Raw genomic sequence first — 17,360 nt, 5'->3', positions numbered from 1 at the left:
ATCGTGCGTGCCAATCGCACGTCGGCCCTTCTCGATCGGCGTCCCTTCGTGTTCAATGGGCCCGCCGCGTTTCATTCGTGTGTCGTGCGCGCTCTCGGTGGATGGGGAGAGCGAGCGCGTCACTGCTGCTTCAAAGACCCGTGGAGAGTCCGGGAGGAACGATGCAACGATTCCGGTCCACGCTCGCGATCGTGCTGCTGCTCGCGTGCGGGACGATTCCATCGCTCGCGAGCGCTCAGCAGACAGACGTCGAGACCGAGGCGGGTACAGTCCAACCCGTCGAGACCCAGGATGTTCCGGGCGAGGGCGAGACCGTCTCCGGCGAAGCGCCGGTCGGGCCCGAGGAAGCGCAGACACCTCCGCCGCCGCCTCCTCCGCCCCCTCCGCCGCCGCCTCCTCCTCCACCCCCTCCGCCGGCCAGCGGTGGCGGCGGTGAGGACGCGCCCGGCGGCGACATCCCGATCGACTTCCAGCTGCACGGCTACTACCGCGCGCGCCTCGCGGTGATCGACAGCCTGCCGATCCCGAACCCCGATCCGACGATCGGTGCGTTCCGCGACGGCGCGACCGACGTGGCGTTCGGGTTCATGCGCCTGCGCCTCGATCCCGCGATCGTGTTCGGCTCGAACCGCGCCCAGCCGGTCGCCGCGCTGCGTGCGCAGTTCGACATCCTCGACAACGTCGTGTTCGGCGACAACGCGCGCCTCAACGGCACGCCGATCTTCGCGAACGACCCGAGCAACACGAGCCTCTTGTCCGGCTTCAATTGGAGCCAGGACATCAATCCGATCTTCGTCCGCCGGCTCTGGCTCGAGTTCATGACGCCCGTCGGTCAGATCCGAATCGGTCGTCAGCCCTCGCAGGGCGGCATGGGCCTGCTGTTCAACGACGGCAACGACTTCCGCAACGACTTCGGCGACGCGCTCAGCGGCACGACGTTCGACCGCGTCCTCTTCGCGACGCGCCCGCTGACGATCATCAACACGCTGGCGCGCGGCGACAGCCGGCAGACGCCGCTCGTGTTCGCCGTCGCGTACGACTGGCTCGTCGAGGATCAGCTCACGTATCAGCGCGCGGCGGATCCGACGCCCGCGGGTGAGCGCGACTTCGCGGAGGCGCAGCGTCGCGCCCGCAGCCCGGTGCCCTACGCGTTCCTGGGTGATCGCGCGGGCGAGGACGACGTCTGGCAGACCACGCTCGTCCTCGCGTGGAGCGACGCCGACTTCAACATGAGCGTCAACGCGCGCGACGAGCTCAGCGCGGGTGTCGTGCTCGTCCACCGCGGCCAGGCGTCGACGAGCTCCGACGTGTGGATCGGCGACATCTTTTACCGTCTCCGCTGGTCGGCGTTCGGGCGTCGCGCGCCGCTGATCTACAGCGAGGGCGAGCTCTGGACGATCCAGGGCGAGACCAACGGCGTCGCGCTCACCGGCGACTTCTGCAACGACCCGAACGGCTGCGTGCTGCCCGATCCGACGAACCCGAGCGCACCGCCGATCGCGGTGCCGGTCGGTCGTACGGCGACGACGGGCGGCGCGAACATCTGGGGCGGCGCGGCGCGCCTCGGCGTCGAGGACTCGTACTGGGCGGTCACGCTCGAGTCGGGCTTCTCGACCGGTCAGGAAGGCAACATCTTCGCGATCCGCACGCTGACGCAGCGCCCGAACAACCCGAACTACCAGGTCGGCCTGCTGCTCTATCCGATCGTGCTGAACGTGCGCACGGCGAACCAGTATCCGGCCTCGGCGCTCTGGTCGAACGGCGGCGTCTGGAACTCGATCTACTTCCTCGCGCAGGGTCGCCTGCGTCCGCTCGGCTACAACGGCGGCGTCGAGATCATCGGCCAGTTCCTCATGGGCTTCGCCGATCAGCTCAACGCGCCGCTGCGCAACACGCGCCCGGTCGACGCGTCGCAGGGCTGCGGCATCGGCAGCGAGTGTCTCCTCGGCTGGGAGGCCGACCTGGCGCTCAAGCTGAGCTGGGGCCCGCACGACGAGATGCGGTGGAGCAACGAGTTCGGCATCATGGGCGTGGGCGACGCGCTCGGCGCCGGCGGTCCGATCTCGACGGGCAATCGCCTCACCGACGACATCGCGTGGACGCTGCAGAGCCGCATCGCGTTCGTGTTCTGAGGAGGCGACGATGACGAATCGGATCGTGCTGATCTGTGTGCTCGGCGTCTTCGGTGTCGTCGCGACCGCGTGCGACTTCGGCGTGGCGTGCCCGGAGGGGTTCACCTACAACCACGAGCGCCGCGTGTGCCTCTTCACCGGTGACGCGGGCACCGGCGAGCCGCCGCCGGTCGACTCGGGATCGCCGTCGGACTCGGGCGCGCCCGACTCCGGCGCGGACGGTGGAGACGCGGACGGCGGCGGCGCCGACGCGGGCGACACCGACGCCGGCAGCGACGCCGGGACCTGAGCCCTGCTCTCGAGCGAGCACGCGCCCGGATCCCACGCGGTTCCGGGCGCGTTTTCGTTCTCAGAACGCGACGCGATCCGCTTCGAGCTCGGGGATGCTCGGATCGAGCTCGACCATCGGGAGGCCCTGCTGCGCGCGATACGCCGCCCAGTGGCCGAGCACGCGACGCACGTAGCGATGGGTCTGATCGAACGGGATGCGCTCGCAGAACGCATCGATCGGCATGTCCTCGGAGTGATCGCGCAGCCAGCGACGCACGTTGTGCGGACCGCCGTTGTACGACGCGATCGCGAGCGGCACGCGCCCTTCGAAGCGGCGGATCAGCGACGACAGATACCAGGCCGCGAACTCGATGTTGGTGCGCGGATCGAGCAGATCGTCGACGCCGAACTCCGCCTCGCGGCCCATCGAGCGCGCGATGAGGCGACCGGTGCGCGGCATGATCTGCAGCAGACCGACCGCGCCCGCGTACGAGACGATGCGCGGGTTGTAGACGCTCTCCACGCGCATCACGGCGAGCAGCAGGTTCGGATCGAGCCCGCGCTCGCGCGCGACCTCGTTCACGATCTGCTCGTACGCGCGCGGCCGCATCGCGGCGCGCGAGCGGCCGCCGAAGCGAATCGCGAGACCGAAGTCGCCGAGCGACGCGGCGATGTCGCCGAGCACGCCCGCATCCGCGACGCCGAGCTGACGGCGCGCGCGCAGCACCTCACCGGACTCGGCGCGCATGCGCGGCGGCGTGGCGCCGCGATAGACCGCCTCGACGCCCGCGCGCAGCGCGCTGCGACCGCGCGCCTGGTACCACGCGAGGAAGGCCTCGTGGAGCTCGTCGGTGACGCCCGCGTCGTCACCGAGGCGCAGCATCGCGAGCGCGCGCGTGAGCCACGGATAGCCGACACGATGCGTCTCCGCGATCGCCGCGAGGCGCTGCTCGATCTCGTCGCGCGGCATCGGGCGGAAGCGCGGCGCGGGCGCGTCGATGGGCGCATCGAGCTCTTCTTCGCTCGCGTCCTCGCTGGTCGGGCTCGGCGCGGGCTGCGGCGCGACCACCGTGGTGCGCGGGCTCGGCGCGTCGACGACCAGCGTCGGTGCAGGCGCGCCGCCGTCGTGCTCGCGTGCCTTGCCGGGCTCGAGCGCGCTCGTCGTCGTCGCGCTCGCGACCTGCTCGCCGCCGAGCCACTGACGCGCCCAGAGCGCGTACCAGCGCGTCTCGGTGCGATCCTGCGTGATCACCTGCGAGAGCTCGGCGCGCGCGTCGTCGTGACGTCCGAGGCGCTCGAGCGCGCGGGCGCGGTGGTAGCGCGACGCGACGCCGATCGATCCCGGCGCGCTCACGCACTGCTCGAGCACGCGCGCGACCCGCTCGTCGTCGCCCGCGCCGCTCGCGAGCACGCCTGCCTCGAGGCGCAGCCCGCAGGGCAGCGAGCGCGTCGCGAGCTCGTCGAGCGCGGCGTCGACCTCGGGGCGCAGCCCCGCGCGCGCCGCGGTGCGCAGGTACCCGAAGAGACGCGTGGTGTTCACCGTGCGCAGCGTGCGCGCGCGACCGGTGAAGCGCGCGAGCTCGGCGCGCGCATCGTCCTCCGCGCGCGCGACTGCCGCCGCCGCGAGGTCCTCGGCCTGCGCGCGGATGTCGGCGTCGTCGGTCGCGCCGCGCGCCTGGTGCATCAGCTGCGCCGCATCCTCGAAGCGCCCCTCGACGCGCGCGATGCGCGCCGCGAGCAGCGTCACCTCCGCGAGCTCGCGGCGCGGCAGGCGCATCGACTGCACGCGCTCGATCTCGGCGCGCGCGAAGTCGGGCGCGCCGCGGCGCACGATGCGATCGAGCCGCTCGACGATCTGGAGGGGCGTGAACGGCGGAACCCGATGACCGGCTGCCTCCAGTCGCGCGACCGACGCGCGCGCCCGCTCCGCCGCGGGCACGTCGGGGCTCGTGAGATCGATGTCGCGAAGGATCGCGATCGCGCCGCGCACGTCGCCGCGCTCCTCGCGCACCTCCGCCTCGAGCAGGCGAAGATCGAGCGCCTCGGGCAGCTCGGGGTAGCGCGCGAGCAGCGCGCGCAGCTCGACGTCGGCGCGGCGATCGCGCACCTCGAGCAGACAGCGCACGCGACCGACGCGACCGCGCGCCGCGACGGCGGAGTGCGGGCTCGCTGCCGCGCGCTCGTACGCCTCGCAGCCTCGACGATCGGCGGGGCGCATCTCGCCCTCGATCAGATCCCAGCGATCGGAGAGCTCGGGCACCAGCTCGCGCAGCGTCGCGAGCGAGATGAGCGCATCGGCGTCACGGCTCGCCGCGCGATGTGCGGCGAGCGACGCGTACGCGCGGCGTGCAGCCTCGAAGCGCGCGTCGAGCGTCGGGGCCGCCGACGTGGGCGACGACGGCCCGATGTAGGCGGGAGCGCCCGTGTACGCCGGAGCGCTGGGCAGACAAGCGAGCACGGCGGGCTCGCCTTCCCGCGGCCCCGACGTCAGACTCGCGTCGGAGAACCTCGAGGACGGAGCAACACCCGCCTCGCTCCACGTGGCATCGCCCGCGGTCGACACGCCCCACATCGACACGCCGTCGGACGCGCACATCGGCCCGTCCCACGCGCTCGCGGGCGTCGCGCCGCCGGCGATCACGAGGATCGACGCCAGCGACAGAAGGCAGCACCACGCGGAATTGCCGCGCACTCGCTCGGTCCTGATCACGGCAAACAACCCCCGTTCGGATTCCGAGTCCGACACTCAAGATGTGCGATCGCGCTCACGCGCGCAAAAAACGGACGCGCGAACCCCTCGTTCTTCCAGGCATCGTCCCCATCGCGCTCACGTCGAGCCCTCGTTCGTGCGACGTCGACTCTGCTGCTCTGATTTCGTCGCGCTGCTGATCACGCTCGCATCGCTGAGCGCGTGTGGCGCTTCGCCTCCGCGCGCGACGCAGGCGAGGCAGGAGCGCACGCCTCCCGTCGCTGCGTGGCCTCCGCCGAGCGATCCCCCGGTGCCGACGGTGCCGCCGGTCGCAGAGCAGGAAGCACCCCTGCCCGAGCCGGCGGTCGCCGCGAGCGTGCCCGAGCCGAGCGTGCCGCTGCCGCCGCCGACGCCGCGCGAGCACTACCAAGCGCGCGCGCCCGGCGTGCGCGTCCGCGAGGGCGAGTCGCAAGGGATCGGGTTCCTCGAGATCGTGCTCGGCGATGCAGACCCCCACGATCCGCTCCCGATGATCGTGGTGCTGCACGGTCGCGGCGATCGACCGCGCGTGCCCGGCGGGCCCTTCGAAGGGCTCACGCACCCGGTGCGCGTGATCATGCCGCGCGGCCCGATGATCGTCGGCGAGGGTTTCGGCTGGCTCCCGGTGCGCGTGCTCGAAGGACGCACCGAGCTGCTCGCGGCCGGGCTGCGCGACGTGAGCACGAGGCTCTCGCGGCTCATCGAAGAAGTGCGCGCGTCGCGCCCGACGATCGGCCCGACGATGGTCAGCGGCTTCTCGCAGGGCGGGATGCTCGCGGTGACGCTCGCGGTGCGGTACCCGACGCTGGTCGGCGTCGCGTTCCCGCTCGCCGGCTGGCTCCCGCCGCCGCTGTGGCCCGAGGCCCGACCGCCCACGGGCGCGGCGCCGATCCGCGCGATGCACGCGCTCGACGACGAGCGCATCCCGTTCGAGCCGACGCGCGACAGCTACGAGCGGCTGCGCACGCTCGGCTGGGATCTGCAGCTCTCGACGTACGACGGCGCCGGCCACGCGATGTCGGCGGAGATGGACGCGACGTTCCACGCGTGGCTCGAGCGCGCCCTCACCGCGATCGCGCGCGGCGAGTCACGGCTCGTCGAGCCGCTGCCGGCGCCCGAGGTGATCGAAGAGGAGCCTCCGCGCGTCAGGGCGCGGCGGCCGCGGCGGGAGGCGAGGCCGGAGCGTCGCTCTCGGGCGCGTCGGCCGGGCGATCGCCCTCGGCGTCCTGCGTCTCCTCGTCGCCGTCGTCCGTGACCTCGGGGACGACCACGGTCACGACGCCGACGATCGCGAGCACGAGGAACCCGATCAACAGGCCGATCGTCACCGCGAGCGGCGAGCCGCGCTGCAGCTCGGCGCTCGTCGGTGCGACGTCGTGCTTGCGCGCCGCCATGACGCTCAGCTCGCGCGGAGGCGCCCGCCGCCCGCGACGATGCGCTGCTCGATCGACGCTGCGACCTCGGCGAGCGGGACCATCGTCGGGTCCTTCTCCTCGCGCGACTTCACCTCGGCCTTGCCCTCGGCGAGGCCCTTCTTGCCGATCACGACGCGCAGCGGGATGCCGATGAGATCGGCGTCCTTGAACTTCACGCCGGGGCGCTCGTCGCGATCGTCGAAGAGCACCTCGACGCCCTTCGCGCGCAGCTCGTCGTAGATGCGCACCGCCGCCTGATCGAGATCGTCACCCTTGCCCGCCGTCGTGACGACGACGTGGTACGGCGCGATCGCGATCGGCCACTTGATGCCGTTCTCGTCGTGGTGCTGCTCGATCGACGTCGCGACGAGGCGCGACACGCCGATGCCGTAGCAGCCCATCACGATCGGCTTCTCGACGTTGTTCTCGTCGAGGAACGTCGCGCGCATCTTCGCGCTGTAGTGCGTGCCGAGCACGAAGATGTGCCCGCCCTCGATGCCGCGATAGCTCTTGAGCTCACCGCCGCAGCGCGGGCACGGATCGCCGTTGCCGACCGTGCGCACGTCCGCGAGCTTCGCCTGGAAGTCGCGCCCGAGCACCACGTCGCGCAGGTGCACGTCGACCTCGTTGCCGCCGCTCACGAAGCCCTCGCCGGTGTCGAGCGACATGTCCGCGATCACCGGCCCGCTCCAGCCGACGGGCCCGAGGTACCCGACCGGACCGACGCCCTCGCGGATCTCGACGTCGCTCGCCATGCGCACCTCGCGCGCACCGGCAGCGCGCGCGATCTTCACGTCGTTGCCCTCGTGATCGCCGCGCACGAGCACCATCGTGAGCTTGCCGTCGGCGACGACCATCAGCGTCTTCATCGTGCGCGACGCGGGCAGCCCGAGGAACTTCGCGACGTCCTCGATCGTCTTCTTGCCCGGCGTCGCGACCTTCGACGGCGCGCTCACCGCGTCGGTCTTCTTCGCGGGAACGACCTGGGCCGCGACCTCGACGTTCGCCGCGTAGTCGCACTTCGTGCACGCGACGATCGCGTCCTCGCCGTTCTGCGCGAGCACCTGGAACTCCGCGCTCGTCGAGCCGCCCATCGCGCCCGAGTCCGCCGCGACGATGCGGTAGTCGAGCCCGAGGCGCCGGAAGATGCGGTGATACGCCTCGCGCATCGCCTCGTAGGACGCGATCGCGTTCTGCTCGCTCGTGTCGAACGAGTACGCGTCCTTCATCATGAATTCGCGACAGCGCAGCAGGCCCGCGCGCGGGCGCGCCTCGTCGCGGAACTTCATCTGGATCTGATAGAGGTTCAGCGGGAGCTGGCGGTAGCTCTTCACGTCCCGCCGCACCATGTCGGTGATGATCTCCTCGTGCGTCGGCCCGAGGTGGTACTCGCCCGCCTTGCGATCCTTGAGCCGCAGGAGCGTGTCGCCGAACGACTCCCAGCGGCCCGACTCCTCGAAGTACTCCTTCGGCAGGAGCGCCGGCATCAGCACTTCCTGCGCGCCCGCGCGATCCATCTCCTCGCGCACGATGGCCGCGATCTTCGTCATCACGCGCAGGCCGAGCGGGAGCATCTCGTAGATGCCGGCGCCGACCATGCGGACGAACCCACCACGCAGGAGGAGCACGTGCGACGGAGTCGTCGCTTCCTTCGGCACTTCCTTGAGCGTGGGGATGAAGGCCTGGGAGTAACGCATATCGGCGCGGCTCATAGCACGCGCGCCGCGAGGCCGTCACCAAGCGGGCCCGGAGGCCCCGGCTTGCTCCGCGCGCGGCCGCGATCGTGATGTTCGTCGTCGCGGGGTGCGCCACGCACGCCGAGGTGATCGAGATCGATCGAGCCGTGCTCGAGGTCGACGGCGCGAGCAGACGGTCGCGCTGCCCGCGCACCTCGAGCTGCCGAGCCGCGATCTCGAGTACGTGCTGCGCGCCGAGATCCGCGTGCCCGAGGCGCTGCGGGATCGCGCGCTCGATCTGCGGATCGTGAGGCTGCCCGCGCGGGTGCGCGTCGAGGGCGACGGAGAGCCGCTCGACGACATCGCGCCGCCGCTGCTCGACGGCTATCGGGTCGAGACGCCGCGCGCGTTCAGCGAGACCTCGATCGAGCGCGTCCATGCGCTCGTGGGCGATCGCGAGGAGAGTTCCGCGCCCACATCGGACGAGGGCCCGCCGCTCACCGAGACCGGGCTGCTCCCCGGCACGCCGCTCTACATCGCGCCCGAGCTGGCGCGCGGCCCCGACGCGCTGCGTCCGGCGTCCGACCTGTTCGCGTTCGGCGTGCTCGCGTACGAGCTGCTGATCGGGCGCAAGCCGTACGACCAGCCGGTCGCGCTCGCCGTGCTCGAAGAGCGCAGGCCACCGCCACGCCTCCCGCTCGCGCCTCACTGGCCGAGCGGCGATCCCGCGATCGTGACGATCCTCGAGGCGTGCCTCGCGCTCGATCCCGCCGAGCGCCCGAGCGCGCGCGACGTGGCCGACGCGCTCGAGATCGCCTGAGCTCAGTCGACGATCTCGAAGCGGAAGTCCTCGATCACCGGGTTCGCGAGGAGCTTCTCGCCCATCGACTTCACGTCGGCCTCGACGCCCGCGCGATCCGTCCGATCGATCTGCATCTCGACGAGCTTGCCGATGCGCACGTCGCGCACCCCCTCGAAGCCCATCGAGCCGAGCGCGCGGCGCACCGCGTCGCCCTGGGGATCGAGCACCTCGCGCTTCAGCGTGACGTAGATCTTGGCCTTCATTTCCGCCTCTCCGGAGGTTTCGTTGGAGTCTCGACGAGAACGCACGGTGTCGGGTCGCGACGCTCCGGAGAGCGTCTACCGCGTGAGGCCGAGGTTGCGGCGCAAGCGCACCTGCGGGTCCTCGAGGTCGGGCACGAACGCGCGGCCCATGATCGTCTCGCACGCCTCGACGTAGCGGCGCGACGCTTCGATGCGCACCTCGTCGGGGATCGGCGGCATCGGGCCGTCGCCGGTCCAGCCCTGCGCCGCGAGCCAGCGACGCACGTACTCCTTGTCGAAGCTCTCGGGCTCCTCGCCCCGCGCGCGGCGCTCCTCGTAGCTCTCGCGGAACCAGTAGCGCGACGAGTCGGGCGTGTGCATCTCGTCGATCACGACGATGCGCCCGCTCGGGTCGACGCCCATCTCGTACTTCGTGTCGACGAGGATCAGCCCGCGCTTCGCGCAGAGCTCCTGGCCGCGGCGGAACAGCGCGAGCGCGAGCTGCGATGCGCGATCGAATTCTTCCGCGCTCACCCGGCCCATCGCGAGCAGCTCGTCGCGCGACACGCTCACGTCGTGGCCGCCCTTCTCCGCCTTCGTGCTCGGCGTGAGGATCGGCGCGGGCAGCGCGTCGTTCTTCGCGAGCCCGTCGGGGAGCGCGTGCCCACAGAACGTGCGCGCGCCCTTCGCGTAGTGCGTCCAGATGCTCGTCGACGTGACGCCGGTGAGGTACGCGCGCACGACGAGCTCGACCTCGAGCGGGCGGCAGTCGATGCCGATCGTGACGTTCGGATCGGGGATCGAGAGCACGTGGTTCGACGCGACGTCCTTCGTCTGATCGAACCACCACGCCGCGAGCTGGTTGAGCACCTGGCCCTTGAAGGGCAGCGTGCCGAGCACGCGATCGAACGCGCTGATGCGGTCGGTCGTGACGAGGATGCGGCGACCGTCGCCGGGCAGGTAATTGTCGCGGACCTTGCCCTCGTACTTCGTGCCGAGGCCGCGCGGCGGCGGGCCTCCGAGGTCGGTCGCGTCGAGCGTGAGCTCGAGGCCCTTGCGCAGCGTGTCGGTGTCGATGGGCATCGCGGCGGCGCGGAGACTAGCAGAGGAACCTGGGCGCGAAAGGGGGTGTACGATGCGCCCGATGCGAGGGATCACGACGCGCTCGTGGGCGCTCTGGCTCGCGGCGCTGATCGCCGCGTTCGCGCTGCTCTTCTGGCCCGAGAGCGCGCTCGCGCAGGGCACCGGCGGCAGCTTCGGCGGCGGCAACTGGGGCGGCGGCGGGAGCGGTGGCGGCGGCGGTGGTGGGAGCTCGTCGGACGACGACGGTGGGGGCGCCGCGTACCTCGTCTTCATGCTCATCCGCGTGCTGCTCGTGACCGTCGGGCCGATCCCGACGCTGATCATCGTCGTGCTCGCGGGCGGCGCGTGGCTCCTCGTGCGCGGCTCGCGGCGCAGCGCGGGCGACGCCGGCATGCCGTTCGGCCGCCCGCCCGCCGCGGGCTCGCCGCTCTGGAACCAGGTCGACATCACCGCGGTGCGCATCGCGATCGACTGGCGTGCGCGCGCGTTCGTGCGCAAGCGCTACCTCGAGCTCGCGAAGGGCGCCGACGCGCGCAAGAAGCCCGGGCTCGTGAAGCACGTCGCCGCGATCGCGCAGGCGCTCGACGAAGCGCGCGTCGCGTGGCTGCGCGCGGAGGTCTCGAACTTCCACCCGATGTCGCCGCCCGACGCCGAGCACCACTTCCGCTCGCTCGCCGACGGAGCGCGGGCCGCGATCACGTCGGACGCGTCGGGCATCGCGGATCCCAGCGCGCACCCCGCCGAGGGCGCGGTGGTGATCACCGTGATCGTCGCTGCCTCGCGCGAGCTCGTCGACGTGCAGGCGAACGACGCGAACGATCTCGCGATCGCGCTGCGCGGCCTGCGCAGCGTGCAGCCGCACGAGATGATCGCCGGCGATCTCGTCTGGTCCCCGCCCGCCGAGGGCGCGAAGATGAGCACGCGCGAGCTCGAGGCGCGTCATCCCGCGATGGTCGTCATCGCCGAGCACTCGATCGGCGGGCGCGTGATCTGCCACGCGTGCCGCGCGCCCTTCCCGCGCGGGATCCCGAAGTGCCCCGGCTGCGGCGCGGACGTTCGCTGATCGCCCGCGCCGCAGCCTCGGATCACTCGTCGTCGGGCACGCCGGCGTCCATCACCCCGGTGCTCGTGCCGGCGTCGCGCGCGCCCGCGTCGGGCATGCACGTGATGCCGTCGTCGACCCGCTCGTCGCAGTCCTGATCGATCCCGTCGCAGGTCTCGGTCGCGCCCGGTCGCACGTCGTCGCGCGCATCGTCGCAGTCGCCGCCCTGCGTCGCGTAGCCGCTCGGGCGCATGCACGCCTGGATCGCGCTCGACGTCACGCCGTAGCCGTCGTCGTCGGCATCCGCGTAGAACGTCGTGCGCACGCCTTCGTCGGTCGTGCCGTCGCAGTCGTCGTCGAGCGCGTTGCAGCTCTCGGTGCCCGCGCTCACCGCGCCGCTGCACGTGCCCCACGCGCCCGCGCTGCACGCCTGGGTGCCGCGCCGGCAGACGCCGACTTCCGTCATCGGCCCGCACGCGCGCTGCACGCCCTCGTCGACGCGCGCGTCGCAGTCGTCGTCGCGCGCGTTGCAGGTCTCGGCCGCGGGCTCGACCGCGCCCGTGCACGTGCCCCACGTGCCGCCGGTGCACGTCTGCGTGCCCGCGCTGCACTCGCCGGTGTCGACGCCGCCCGGGCACGCGCGCGTCGCGCCCGCGGTGCACGCGCAGCCCTGATCGACGGTGCCGTTGCAGTCCTCGTCGAGACGACCGTCGCAGGTCTCGCGTCCACCCGGGCGACACGTGCGGCACGTGTCGTCGCAGTCGCCGGCGCGCGTCACGTACCCGGCCGGCGCGCGGCACCCGAGCGCGGTCTGCGTCGCCGCGCCGTACGTGTCGGCGTCGGCGTCGCGATAGAACGTCGACTGCACGCCCTCGTCGGTGCTGCCGTCGCAGTCGTCGTCCATCCCGTTGCACGTCTCGGCGCGCGGCGCGCGCACCGTGCAGCCTTGCCACTCGCCCGCGCGGCACGTCTCGGTGCCGGTGCCGCACGCGCCTTCACACGCGCGCTGCAGGCCTTCGTCGACGCGACCGTCGCAGTCCTCGTCGCCGCCGTCGCACGTCTCGGGCAGCGGGTCGACGCGATCGCCGCACACGCTCCACGTGCCCTCGACGCAGCGCTGCGTGCCCGCGACGCACTCGCCGACGTCGCTCGCGCCGGGGCACGCACGCGACGCACCGGTCGTGCACGCGCAGCCCTCGTCGGCGGTGCCGTCGCAGTCCTCGTCGCGCTCGCCGTCGCACACCTCGACGCCCTCGGGCCGGCACGTGTCGCACGTGTCGTCGCAGTCTCCCGCGCGCGTCACGCGACCGTCGGGCACCGTGCAGCTCGTCTCGAGCGTCGCGGGATCGCCGAAGCCGTCGCCGTCCTCGTCGGCGTAGGTCGCGGCCGGCGTGCACGCGTCGACGCCGCCGTCGGGATCGGTGCCCGCGTCGTCGACGCCGGCGTCCATGCCGGTCTGGCCGAAGCGCGGCAGCGACGCGGCGGCGATGCGCGCGTCGACGCACTGGCCCGCAGCGCACGTGGCCTCCGCCGCGCACTCGACGCCGAGGCACGCCGCCGTCAGCTCGATGCGCAGCTCGCGCGTCTCGCCCGGCACGAAGCCGCTGATCGCGCGCGCGATCACGAGCGGGGCGCCCGACGGGTCGAGCGCGATCGCCTCGACGAGGTACGTGCGCGACGCGTCCCCTTCGCGCGGCACCACCGTCGTGCGCGCCGGCCAGTCGAAGCTGCGCGCGGCGAGCGTCTGATCGAACGTCGCCTCGCCGCCCTGCGAGTCGGGGTCGACGCGCAGCCGCAGCGACGCGACCTGCGCGCGCATCGTCTCATCGGCGTCGATCGTCACCACGACGCGCGTCGCGTCGTCGTCCTCGGACGTGCACGCGACCAGCGCGATCGCGGCGCACAGCAGCGCGAGACGGGCGCGCATCAGAACGCCTCCAGCGCGACGATCACGCCGCCCGGACCGAAGTCGCCCTCGACCGGCGGGCCCGAGCCTCCGTCGGTCGCGGCCGCGATCGCGGCGCCCACGCCGACGCCCGTGCCCACCACCGCGACGCCGACCAGCGTCCAGAACCACCACTCGTCCGTGATGTCGCCGCCGTCGCGATCGTCGCGCTGCTCTTCGATCGCGAGCGCGCCCGGCGCGATCGTGGGCTCCCCGACAGGCCGAGGCTCGGCAGCGCGCACGCGCGGCGCGCCCGACGGAGCCGCCGCGTCGTCCTCCTCGCGCGCGTCGATGCGCACGTCGCTCCCCTGGGCACGCTGCGCTGCTTCGCGCAGGCGCGCGTCGGCCGCGATCTGCTCGCGCAAGAAGGCGATGCGCTGCTGCGCGAACTCGCGGTTCGGCGCGTCGGGCATCGCGCGGAGGTAGTCCTCGTACGCGCGCAGCGCCTCGTCGTCGCGGCGCAGGCGCTCCGAGGCCGACGCGATGTTGAAGAGCAGCCCCGGCCGCCCGCTCAGCGCGTGGGCGCGCGTGAAGTAGTCGAGCGCGGCCTCGTAGCGGCCCGCGTCGTACGCGGTCTGCCCTGCGAGGAAGAGCTGTCGCGCTTCCTCGTCGAGCCGCGGATCGACGCCCTCGCGTTGCTGCTCTTGGGCTTGGGTCTGCGCGTCGCGCGCGCGCCCCGAGGGGCGTCGGCGGCGTTGAGCGTCGGCGCTGCTCGCATCCGCGAGCACGGCTGTGATCACGCTGCAAGACAGCGCGAGGACGGCGAATCGTCGGGCGAAGCGGTGCATCGGCTCCTCCGACGCTGCGCGGTGAGGTCACGCTGTCCCTCCCCTGCTGCGGCCTCCCGCCACAGCCCGGAGCTCGCTCCGGCTCGATCGCAGCGTCGGCCTCTCGCACGAGCACACGGCGCGCCATCCATCGAGGAGCGCAGGAGCCCGGGCCGCTCGGGAGCGCAGGAAGGGCGAGGAACACCACGGCCATGTGCGTGCCCGTCGACGCGACGCGTCCGCCGAGCTCGCACGACGAGAATTTCTGAGGAGGGCAGGAGGAGAAGGAACACCACGACGATGTGCGTGCCCATCGACGCGACGCGTCCGCCGCGCGCGCACGAGCAGAGAGGAAGCGGGTCGTCCTCGCGCGCATCGCGCTCCCATCCGCGCGCAGCGCGTTCCCATCTTCGCGCAGCGCGCTCCCATTCCCGCTGGTGGTTCCGGAAAATCTGAGCTGAAGCGTTCCGGAAAATCTGAGCTCCCTCGGAGGAGGGAGCGAGGATGACCCTGCTGGCGATGGCGATGGGCGCCATGCTGTTCGGAACGGTGGCGGTGAGTGGACGCGATGGGCGCGGCGCGGAGGACATGCTTCCTCTGCTCAAGCGCCACGAGATCCAGGTCTTGCTCTCGGTCGCGATCCCGCTCGACGCGATCGCGGAGCGGACCGGTGTGTCGGTCGCGACGATCAAGCGCATTCGCGACGAGGCGCCCGTCGAGCACGTCGATGATCGCGCCGAGCATCGCAAGCGCGGGATCGGTCGGCCGTCGAAGGCCGCACCGTTCGCCGATGACGTGCGCGCTTGGCTCGAGGAGGAGCCGGATCTGCCGACGCAGGAGCTGCTTCGGCGCGCGCTGGAGAAGGGCTACGGCGGCGGCAAGAGCGCGTTCTATTCGCTCGTCGCGTCCGCTCGTCCTGCGCGTACCGCGCCCGTCGTTCGGTTCGAAGGACTGCCGGGCGAGTCCTCGCAGCACGACTTCGGGCACGTCGACGTTCGCTTCGTCGATGGCACGAAGAAGCGCGTTCACTTCTTCGCGTCGCGCCTGAAGTACTCGCGCTTCGTGGCAGTCACGCTCGTGCCGAACGAGCGCGTCGAGACGCTGGTGCGCACGCTCGTGAAGCACTTCAGGGAGTTCGGCGGCGTGCCGCTGCTCGCCGTGTTCGATCGACCGCGCACGATCGTGACCAAGAGCGGTCCCGGTCGCGAGGTCGAGCAGTTCAACACGACGTTCGCCGAGGTGATGCTCGAGCTCGGCGTGGGCGCCGAGATGTGCGCGCCGCGCAGCGGCAATCAGAAGGGCTCGGTCGAGCAGCTGGTGAAGTGGGTGAAGAGCTCGTTCTTCAAGTGGCGCATGTTCGCCGATGAACGAGACCTCGAGGCGCAGCTCGCCGCGTGGGTGCGTCAGGTGAATTTCGAGACGCCGAATCGCGCGACCGCAGAGATTCCGGAAGCGCGTCGGCAGCAGGAGCTGCCGCGTCTGCGGCCGGTGCGCCTGACTCCGGAAACTCTCGCGATGCGCGTACCGGTGTTCGTCGGGCCCACTGCGGAAGTCATGTTCGAAGGGCGCGCGTACTCGATGCCGCCGCAAGCCGCGAACGTGCCCGGCACTGCGTTCGTCTACGAAGATCGACTGCGCATTGTCGCCGGTCGCCACGAGGTCGAGCACGCGCGCGGCAAGCCTGGCGACCCGCCCGCGTCGCTGCCGGAGCATCGCGCCGACAAGCTCGCTGCAGTGCACGGCGCGCGAGCGCGCCTCTACGAAAAGCGCGAGCAGCTGCTTCGGCTCGGACCCGACGCGCTCGCCCTGCTCACGGCGCTCACGCATCGGGCGCCGACGCGCTCTGCCGAGCACGTCGAGCGCCTCTACGCGCTCTACGAAGAGCACGACGACGACGCGATGCGCGCTGCGATCTCTCGCGCCGTCGCACGAGGCACGCTGACCATCAGCGCGGTGGGTGAAGCACTTTCATCGAGCGACCGCGCGAAGGACGAGCGCGAGCTCGACCGCACGCGCGAGGCGCAACCGCGCGCTCCGCGAGCGCACGTCGCGAAGAAGCGAACGCCGCGCGCGGAACGCAAGCGAGGTGCGCGATGAGCAGCGACCTCGACCCGCTGCTCAAGCGTCTGTCGCTCGCGAACACGCGTCGCGTCTGGCGTGACCTCGTGCGCCGCGCCGAGACCGAAGAGTGGTCGTACGAGCAGCTGCTTCAGACGATCTTCAGCGAGGAGATCGCGCATCGTCGCGGCACGCGCTTGATGCGCGCGGTGCGCGCCGCGGAGCTGCCCTTCTTGCGCACCGTCGAGGAGTTCGACTTCTCGTATCAGTCGACGCTGCGCCTGACGACCATCGGCTCGCTGCTCTCGCCCGACTTCGTGACCGAGGGCAACTCGGTCATCCTCTTCGGCAAGACCGGACGCGGAAAGACGCACCTCGCGATCTCGCTCGCATACCGCGCGATGCAGAACGGCTTCGACGCGCTCTTCGCGAACTGCGCGGAGCTCATCGACGACCTCTCGTGCGCGAGCCGAGAGGGACGGCTGCGCGAGGCGCTCGCGCGCTACGTGAAGCCGCACGTGCTCGTCGTCGACGAGGTCGGCTATCTCGCGTACGGCGATGACGCCGCGAACGTGCTCTTCCACGTCGTCAACGAGCGACACATCAAGAAGCGCGCGATGGTCTTCACGACCAACAAGCACCCGAAGCGCTGGGGACCCGTGTTGCACGACGACGACCTCGCCGAGGCCATCGTCGATCGAATCCTCGACAGAGGCCGCCTGCTCAAGCTCGACGGCCCGTCGATCCGCACCAAGCACTTGGCGGAAGACAACGCCTTGGACGACGATCAGGACGAGACCGAGGCGCTCAGAGTTTCTGGAAAACCCGGCTCACAATTTCCGGAACCTGCACCCGCGCGCAGCGCGTTCCCATCTTCGCGCATCGCGCTCCCATTCCCGCGCGCAGCGCGCACACGCGCGGAGCGCGATGCTACCCGCGAGCGTCCGGGCCGCGGCGAAGCGCGGACCGGTCGCGAGCCATCTCACCCCAACCCAGCGAGGCGGCAGAACCGCGGTACCGGGCGGGGGGTGGAGGGTCCGACGCCCTCGTGCGACGGGGGCCGCCGGGGCCGACCAGAGACTGATCGAAGCATCGCGGCAGAGCGCGAAGCGCGCGCCGCGATGCGACCACCGCGTCCCGACGCTCGCGCCCTCTCATGACAGCAGCCCGGGAGCACACAGGGCGGCGGACCCTCCACCC

14 protein-coding genes are annotated in these 17,360 nt (G+C 71.8%); 7 read left to right on the top strand and 7 right to left on the bottom strand.

Translation table 11 applies throughout. From position 1 onward, the window contains the following. Positions 1–161: 161 nt before the first annotated feature. Together DB32_RS49055 and DB32_RS13080 are read left to right on the top strand one after the other, a co-directional pair. The gene (locus tag DB32_RS49055; protein WP_157069007.1) at positions 162–2,132 is read left to right on the top strand and encodes a hypothetical protein; all 1,971 of its coding nucleotides are present in this window, start codon (positions 162–164) and stop codon (positions 2,130–2,132) included. A 10-nt stretch (positions 2,133–2,142) separates the two neighbouring features. Beyond that, on the top strand, positions 2,143–2,421 hold the full coding sequence (locus DB32_RS13080; protein ID WP_053232764.1) for a hypothetical protein: 279 nt from the start codon (positions 2,143–2,145) through the stop codon (positions 2,419–2,421). A 60-nt stretch (positions 2,422–2,481) separates the two neighbouring features. On the opposite strand, the gene DB32_RS13075 is transcribed toward DB32_RS13080, so the two are convergent. After that, complete coding sequence (locus DB32_RS13075; RefSeq protein WP_157069006.1) at positions 2,482–5,094, bottom strand: transglycosylase SLT domain-containing protein; 2,613 nt, start codon at positions 5,092–5,094, stop codon at positions 2,482–2,484. Between the two features lie 154 nt (positions 5,095–5,248). Here DB32_RS13075 and DB32_RS13070 point away from each other — a divergent pair, with 154 nt between their 5' ends. Beyond that, positions 5,249–6,385: an alpha/beta hydrolase gene (locus DB32_RS13070; protein WP_053232762.1), complete on the top strand. Its 1,137-nt coding sequence runs from the start codon at positions 5,249–5,251 to the stop codon at positions 6,383–6,385. Here the strand turns inward: DB32_RS13070 and DB32_RS13065 are convergent. Together DB32_RS13065 and DB32_RS13060 are read right to left on the bottom strand one after the other, a co-directional pair. Next, positions 6,276–6,524: a hypothetical protein gene (locus tag DB32_RS13065; RefSeq protein ID WP_053232761.1), complete on the bottom strand. Its 249-nt coding sequence runs from the start codon at positions 6,522–6,524 to the stop codon at positions 6,276–6,278. The two genes, DB32_RS13070 and DB32_RS13065, sit on opposite strands and share 110 nt — an antisense overlap. A gap of 5 nt (positions 6,525–6,529) precedes the next feature. Beyond that, on the bottom strand, positions 6,530–8,242 hold the full coding sequence (locus DB32_RS13060) for a proline--tRNA ligase (protein ID WP_053232760.1): 1,713 nt from the start codon (positions 8,240–8,242) through the stop codon (positions 6,530–6,532). A gap of 106 nt (positions 8,243–8,348) precedes the next feature. On the opposite strand from DB32_RS13060, the gene DB32_RS13055 reads away from it, so the two are divergent. Continuing rightward, positions 8,349–9,041 carry a protein kinase domain-containing protein gene (locus DB32_RS13055; protein ID WP_053232759.1) on the top strand — a complete coding sequence of 231 codons (693 nt, stop codon included), beginning with the start codon at positions 8,349–8,351 and terminating at the stop codon, positions 9,039–9,041. A 2-nt stretch (positions 9,042–9,043) separates the two neighbouring features. Here DB32_RS13055 and purS read toward each other — a convergent pair whose 3' ends face one another. Both purS and DB32_RS13045 read right to left on the bottom strand, forming a co-directional pair. Then, positions 9,044–9,286, bottom strand: a complete 243-nt coding sequence (gene purS, locus DB32_RS13050; protein ID WP_053232758.1) for a phosphoribosylformylglycinamidine synthase subunit PurS — start codon at positions 9,284–9,286, stop codon at positions 9,044–9,046. A gap of 75 nt (positions 9,287–9,361) precedes the next feature. After that, the gene (locus tag DB32_RS13045) at positions 9,362–10,348 is read right to left on the bottom strand and encodes a phosphoribosylaminoimidazolesuccinocarboxamide synthase (RefSeq protein WP_053232757.1); all 987 of its coding nucleotides are present in this window, start codon (positions 10,346–10,348) and stop codon (positions 9,362–9,364) included. Positions 10,349–10,409: 61 nt separating this feature from the next. On the opposite strand from DB32_RS13045, the gene DB32_RS13040 reads away from it, so the two are divergent. Beyond that, positions 10,410–11,411, top strand: coding sequence for a DUF1517 domain-containing protein (locus DB32_RS13040; RefSeq protein ID WP_083458501.1), 1,002 nt, complete (start codon positions 10,410–10,412; stop codon positions 11,409–11,411). A gap of 22 nt (positions 11,412–11,433) precedes the next feature. On the opposite strand, the gene DB32_RS46670 is transcribed toward DB32_RS13040, so the two are convergent. Further along, positions 11,434–13,317 (bottom strand): putative metal-binding motif-containing protein, encoded by a 1,884-nt coding sequence (locus DB32_RS46670; protein WP_053232755.1) that lies wholly within the window; start codon positions 13,315–13,317, stop codon positions 11,434–11,436. Beyond that, on the bottom strand, positions 13,317–14,123 hold the full coding sequence (locus DB32_RS46665) for a tetratricopeptide repeat protein (protein WP_157069004.1): 807 nt from the start codon (positions 14,121–14,123) through the stop codon (positions 13,317–13,319). The genes DB32_RS46670 and DB32_RS46665 overlap by 1 nt, the downstream gene beginning before the upstream one ends. A 483-nt stretch (positions 14,124–14,606) precedes the next feature. Here DB32_RS46665 and istA point away from each other — a divergent pair, with 483 nt between their 5' ends. Continuing rightward, on the top strand, positions 14,607–16,199 hold the full coding sequence (gene istA / locus DB32_RS13025; protein ID WP_053232753.1) for an IS21 family transposase: 1,593 nt from the start codon (positions 14,607–14,609) through the stop codon (positions 16,197–16,199). Then, entirely contained in the window at positions 16,196–17,320 is a 1,125-nt protein-coding gene (gene istB, locus DB32_RS13020; protein WP_053232752.1) for an IS21-like element helper ATPase IstB, read from the top strand. Before istA ends, istB begins: the two co-directional genes overlap by 4 nt. The last annotated feature ends 40 nt before the right edge of the window (positions 17,321–17,360 follow it).

Origin of the sequence: Sandaracinus amylolyticus, assembly GCF_000737325.1 — a bacterium.
GTDB lineage: Bacteria > Myxococcota_A > Polyangia > Polyangiales > Sandaracinaceae > Sandaracinus > Sandaracinus amylolyticus.
The sequence above is the reverse complement of the archived record's forward strand: the minus strand, read 5'-3'. Positions and strand labels throughout refer to the sequence as shown.

Excerpts from the sequence above, each read along its gene's own strand:
- DB32_RS49055 (WP_157069007.1), top strand. The coding sequence starts at position 162 with ATGCAACGATTCCGGTCCACGCTCGCGATCGTGCTGCTGCTCGCGTGC.
- DB32_RS13080 (WP_053232764.1), top strand. The coding sequence starts at position 2,143 with ATGACGAATCGGATCGTGCTGATCTGTGTGCTCGGCGTCTTCGGTGTC.
- DB32_RS13065 (WP_053232761.1), bottom strand. The coding sequence starts at position 6,524 with ATGGCGGCGCGCAAGCACGACGTCGCACCGACGAGCGCCGAGCTGCAG.
- DB32_RS13060 (WP_053232760.1), bottom strand. The coding sequence starts at position 8,242 with ATGCGTTACTCCCAGGCCTTCATCCCCACGCTCAAGGAAGTGCCGAAG.
- purS (WP_053232758.1), bottom strand. The coding sequence starts at position 9,286 with ATGAAGGCCAAGATCTACGTCACGCTGAAGCGCGAGGTGCTCGATCCC.
- DB32_RS13045 (WP_053232757.1), bottom strand. The coding sequence starts at position 10,348 with ATGCCCATCGACACCGACACGCTGCGCAAGGGCCTCGAGCTCACGCTC.
- DB32_RS13040 (WP_083458501.1), top strand. The coding sequence starts at position 10,410 with ATGCGAGGGATCACGACGCGCTCGTGGGCGCTCTGGCTCGCGGCGCTG.
- DB32_RS46670 (WP_053232755.1), bottom strand. The coding sequence starts at position 13,317 with ATGCGCGCCCGTCTCGCGCTGCTGTGCGCCGCGATCGCGCTGGTCGCG.
- DB32_RS46665 (WP_157069004.1), bottom strand. The coding sequence starts at position 14,123 with ATGCACCGCTTCGCCCGACGATTCGCCGTCCTCGCGCTGTCTTGCAGC.
- istA (WP_053232753.1), top strand. The coding sequence starts at position 14,607 with ATGACCCTGCTGGCGATGGCGATGGGCGCCATGCTGTTCGGAACGGTG.
- istB (WP_053232752.1), top strand. The coding sequence starts at position 16,196 with ATGAGCAGCGACCTCGACCCGCTGCTCAAGCGTCTGTCGCTCGCGAAC.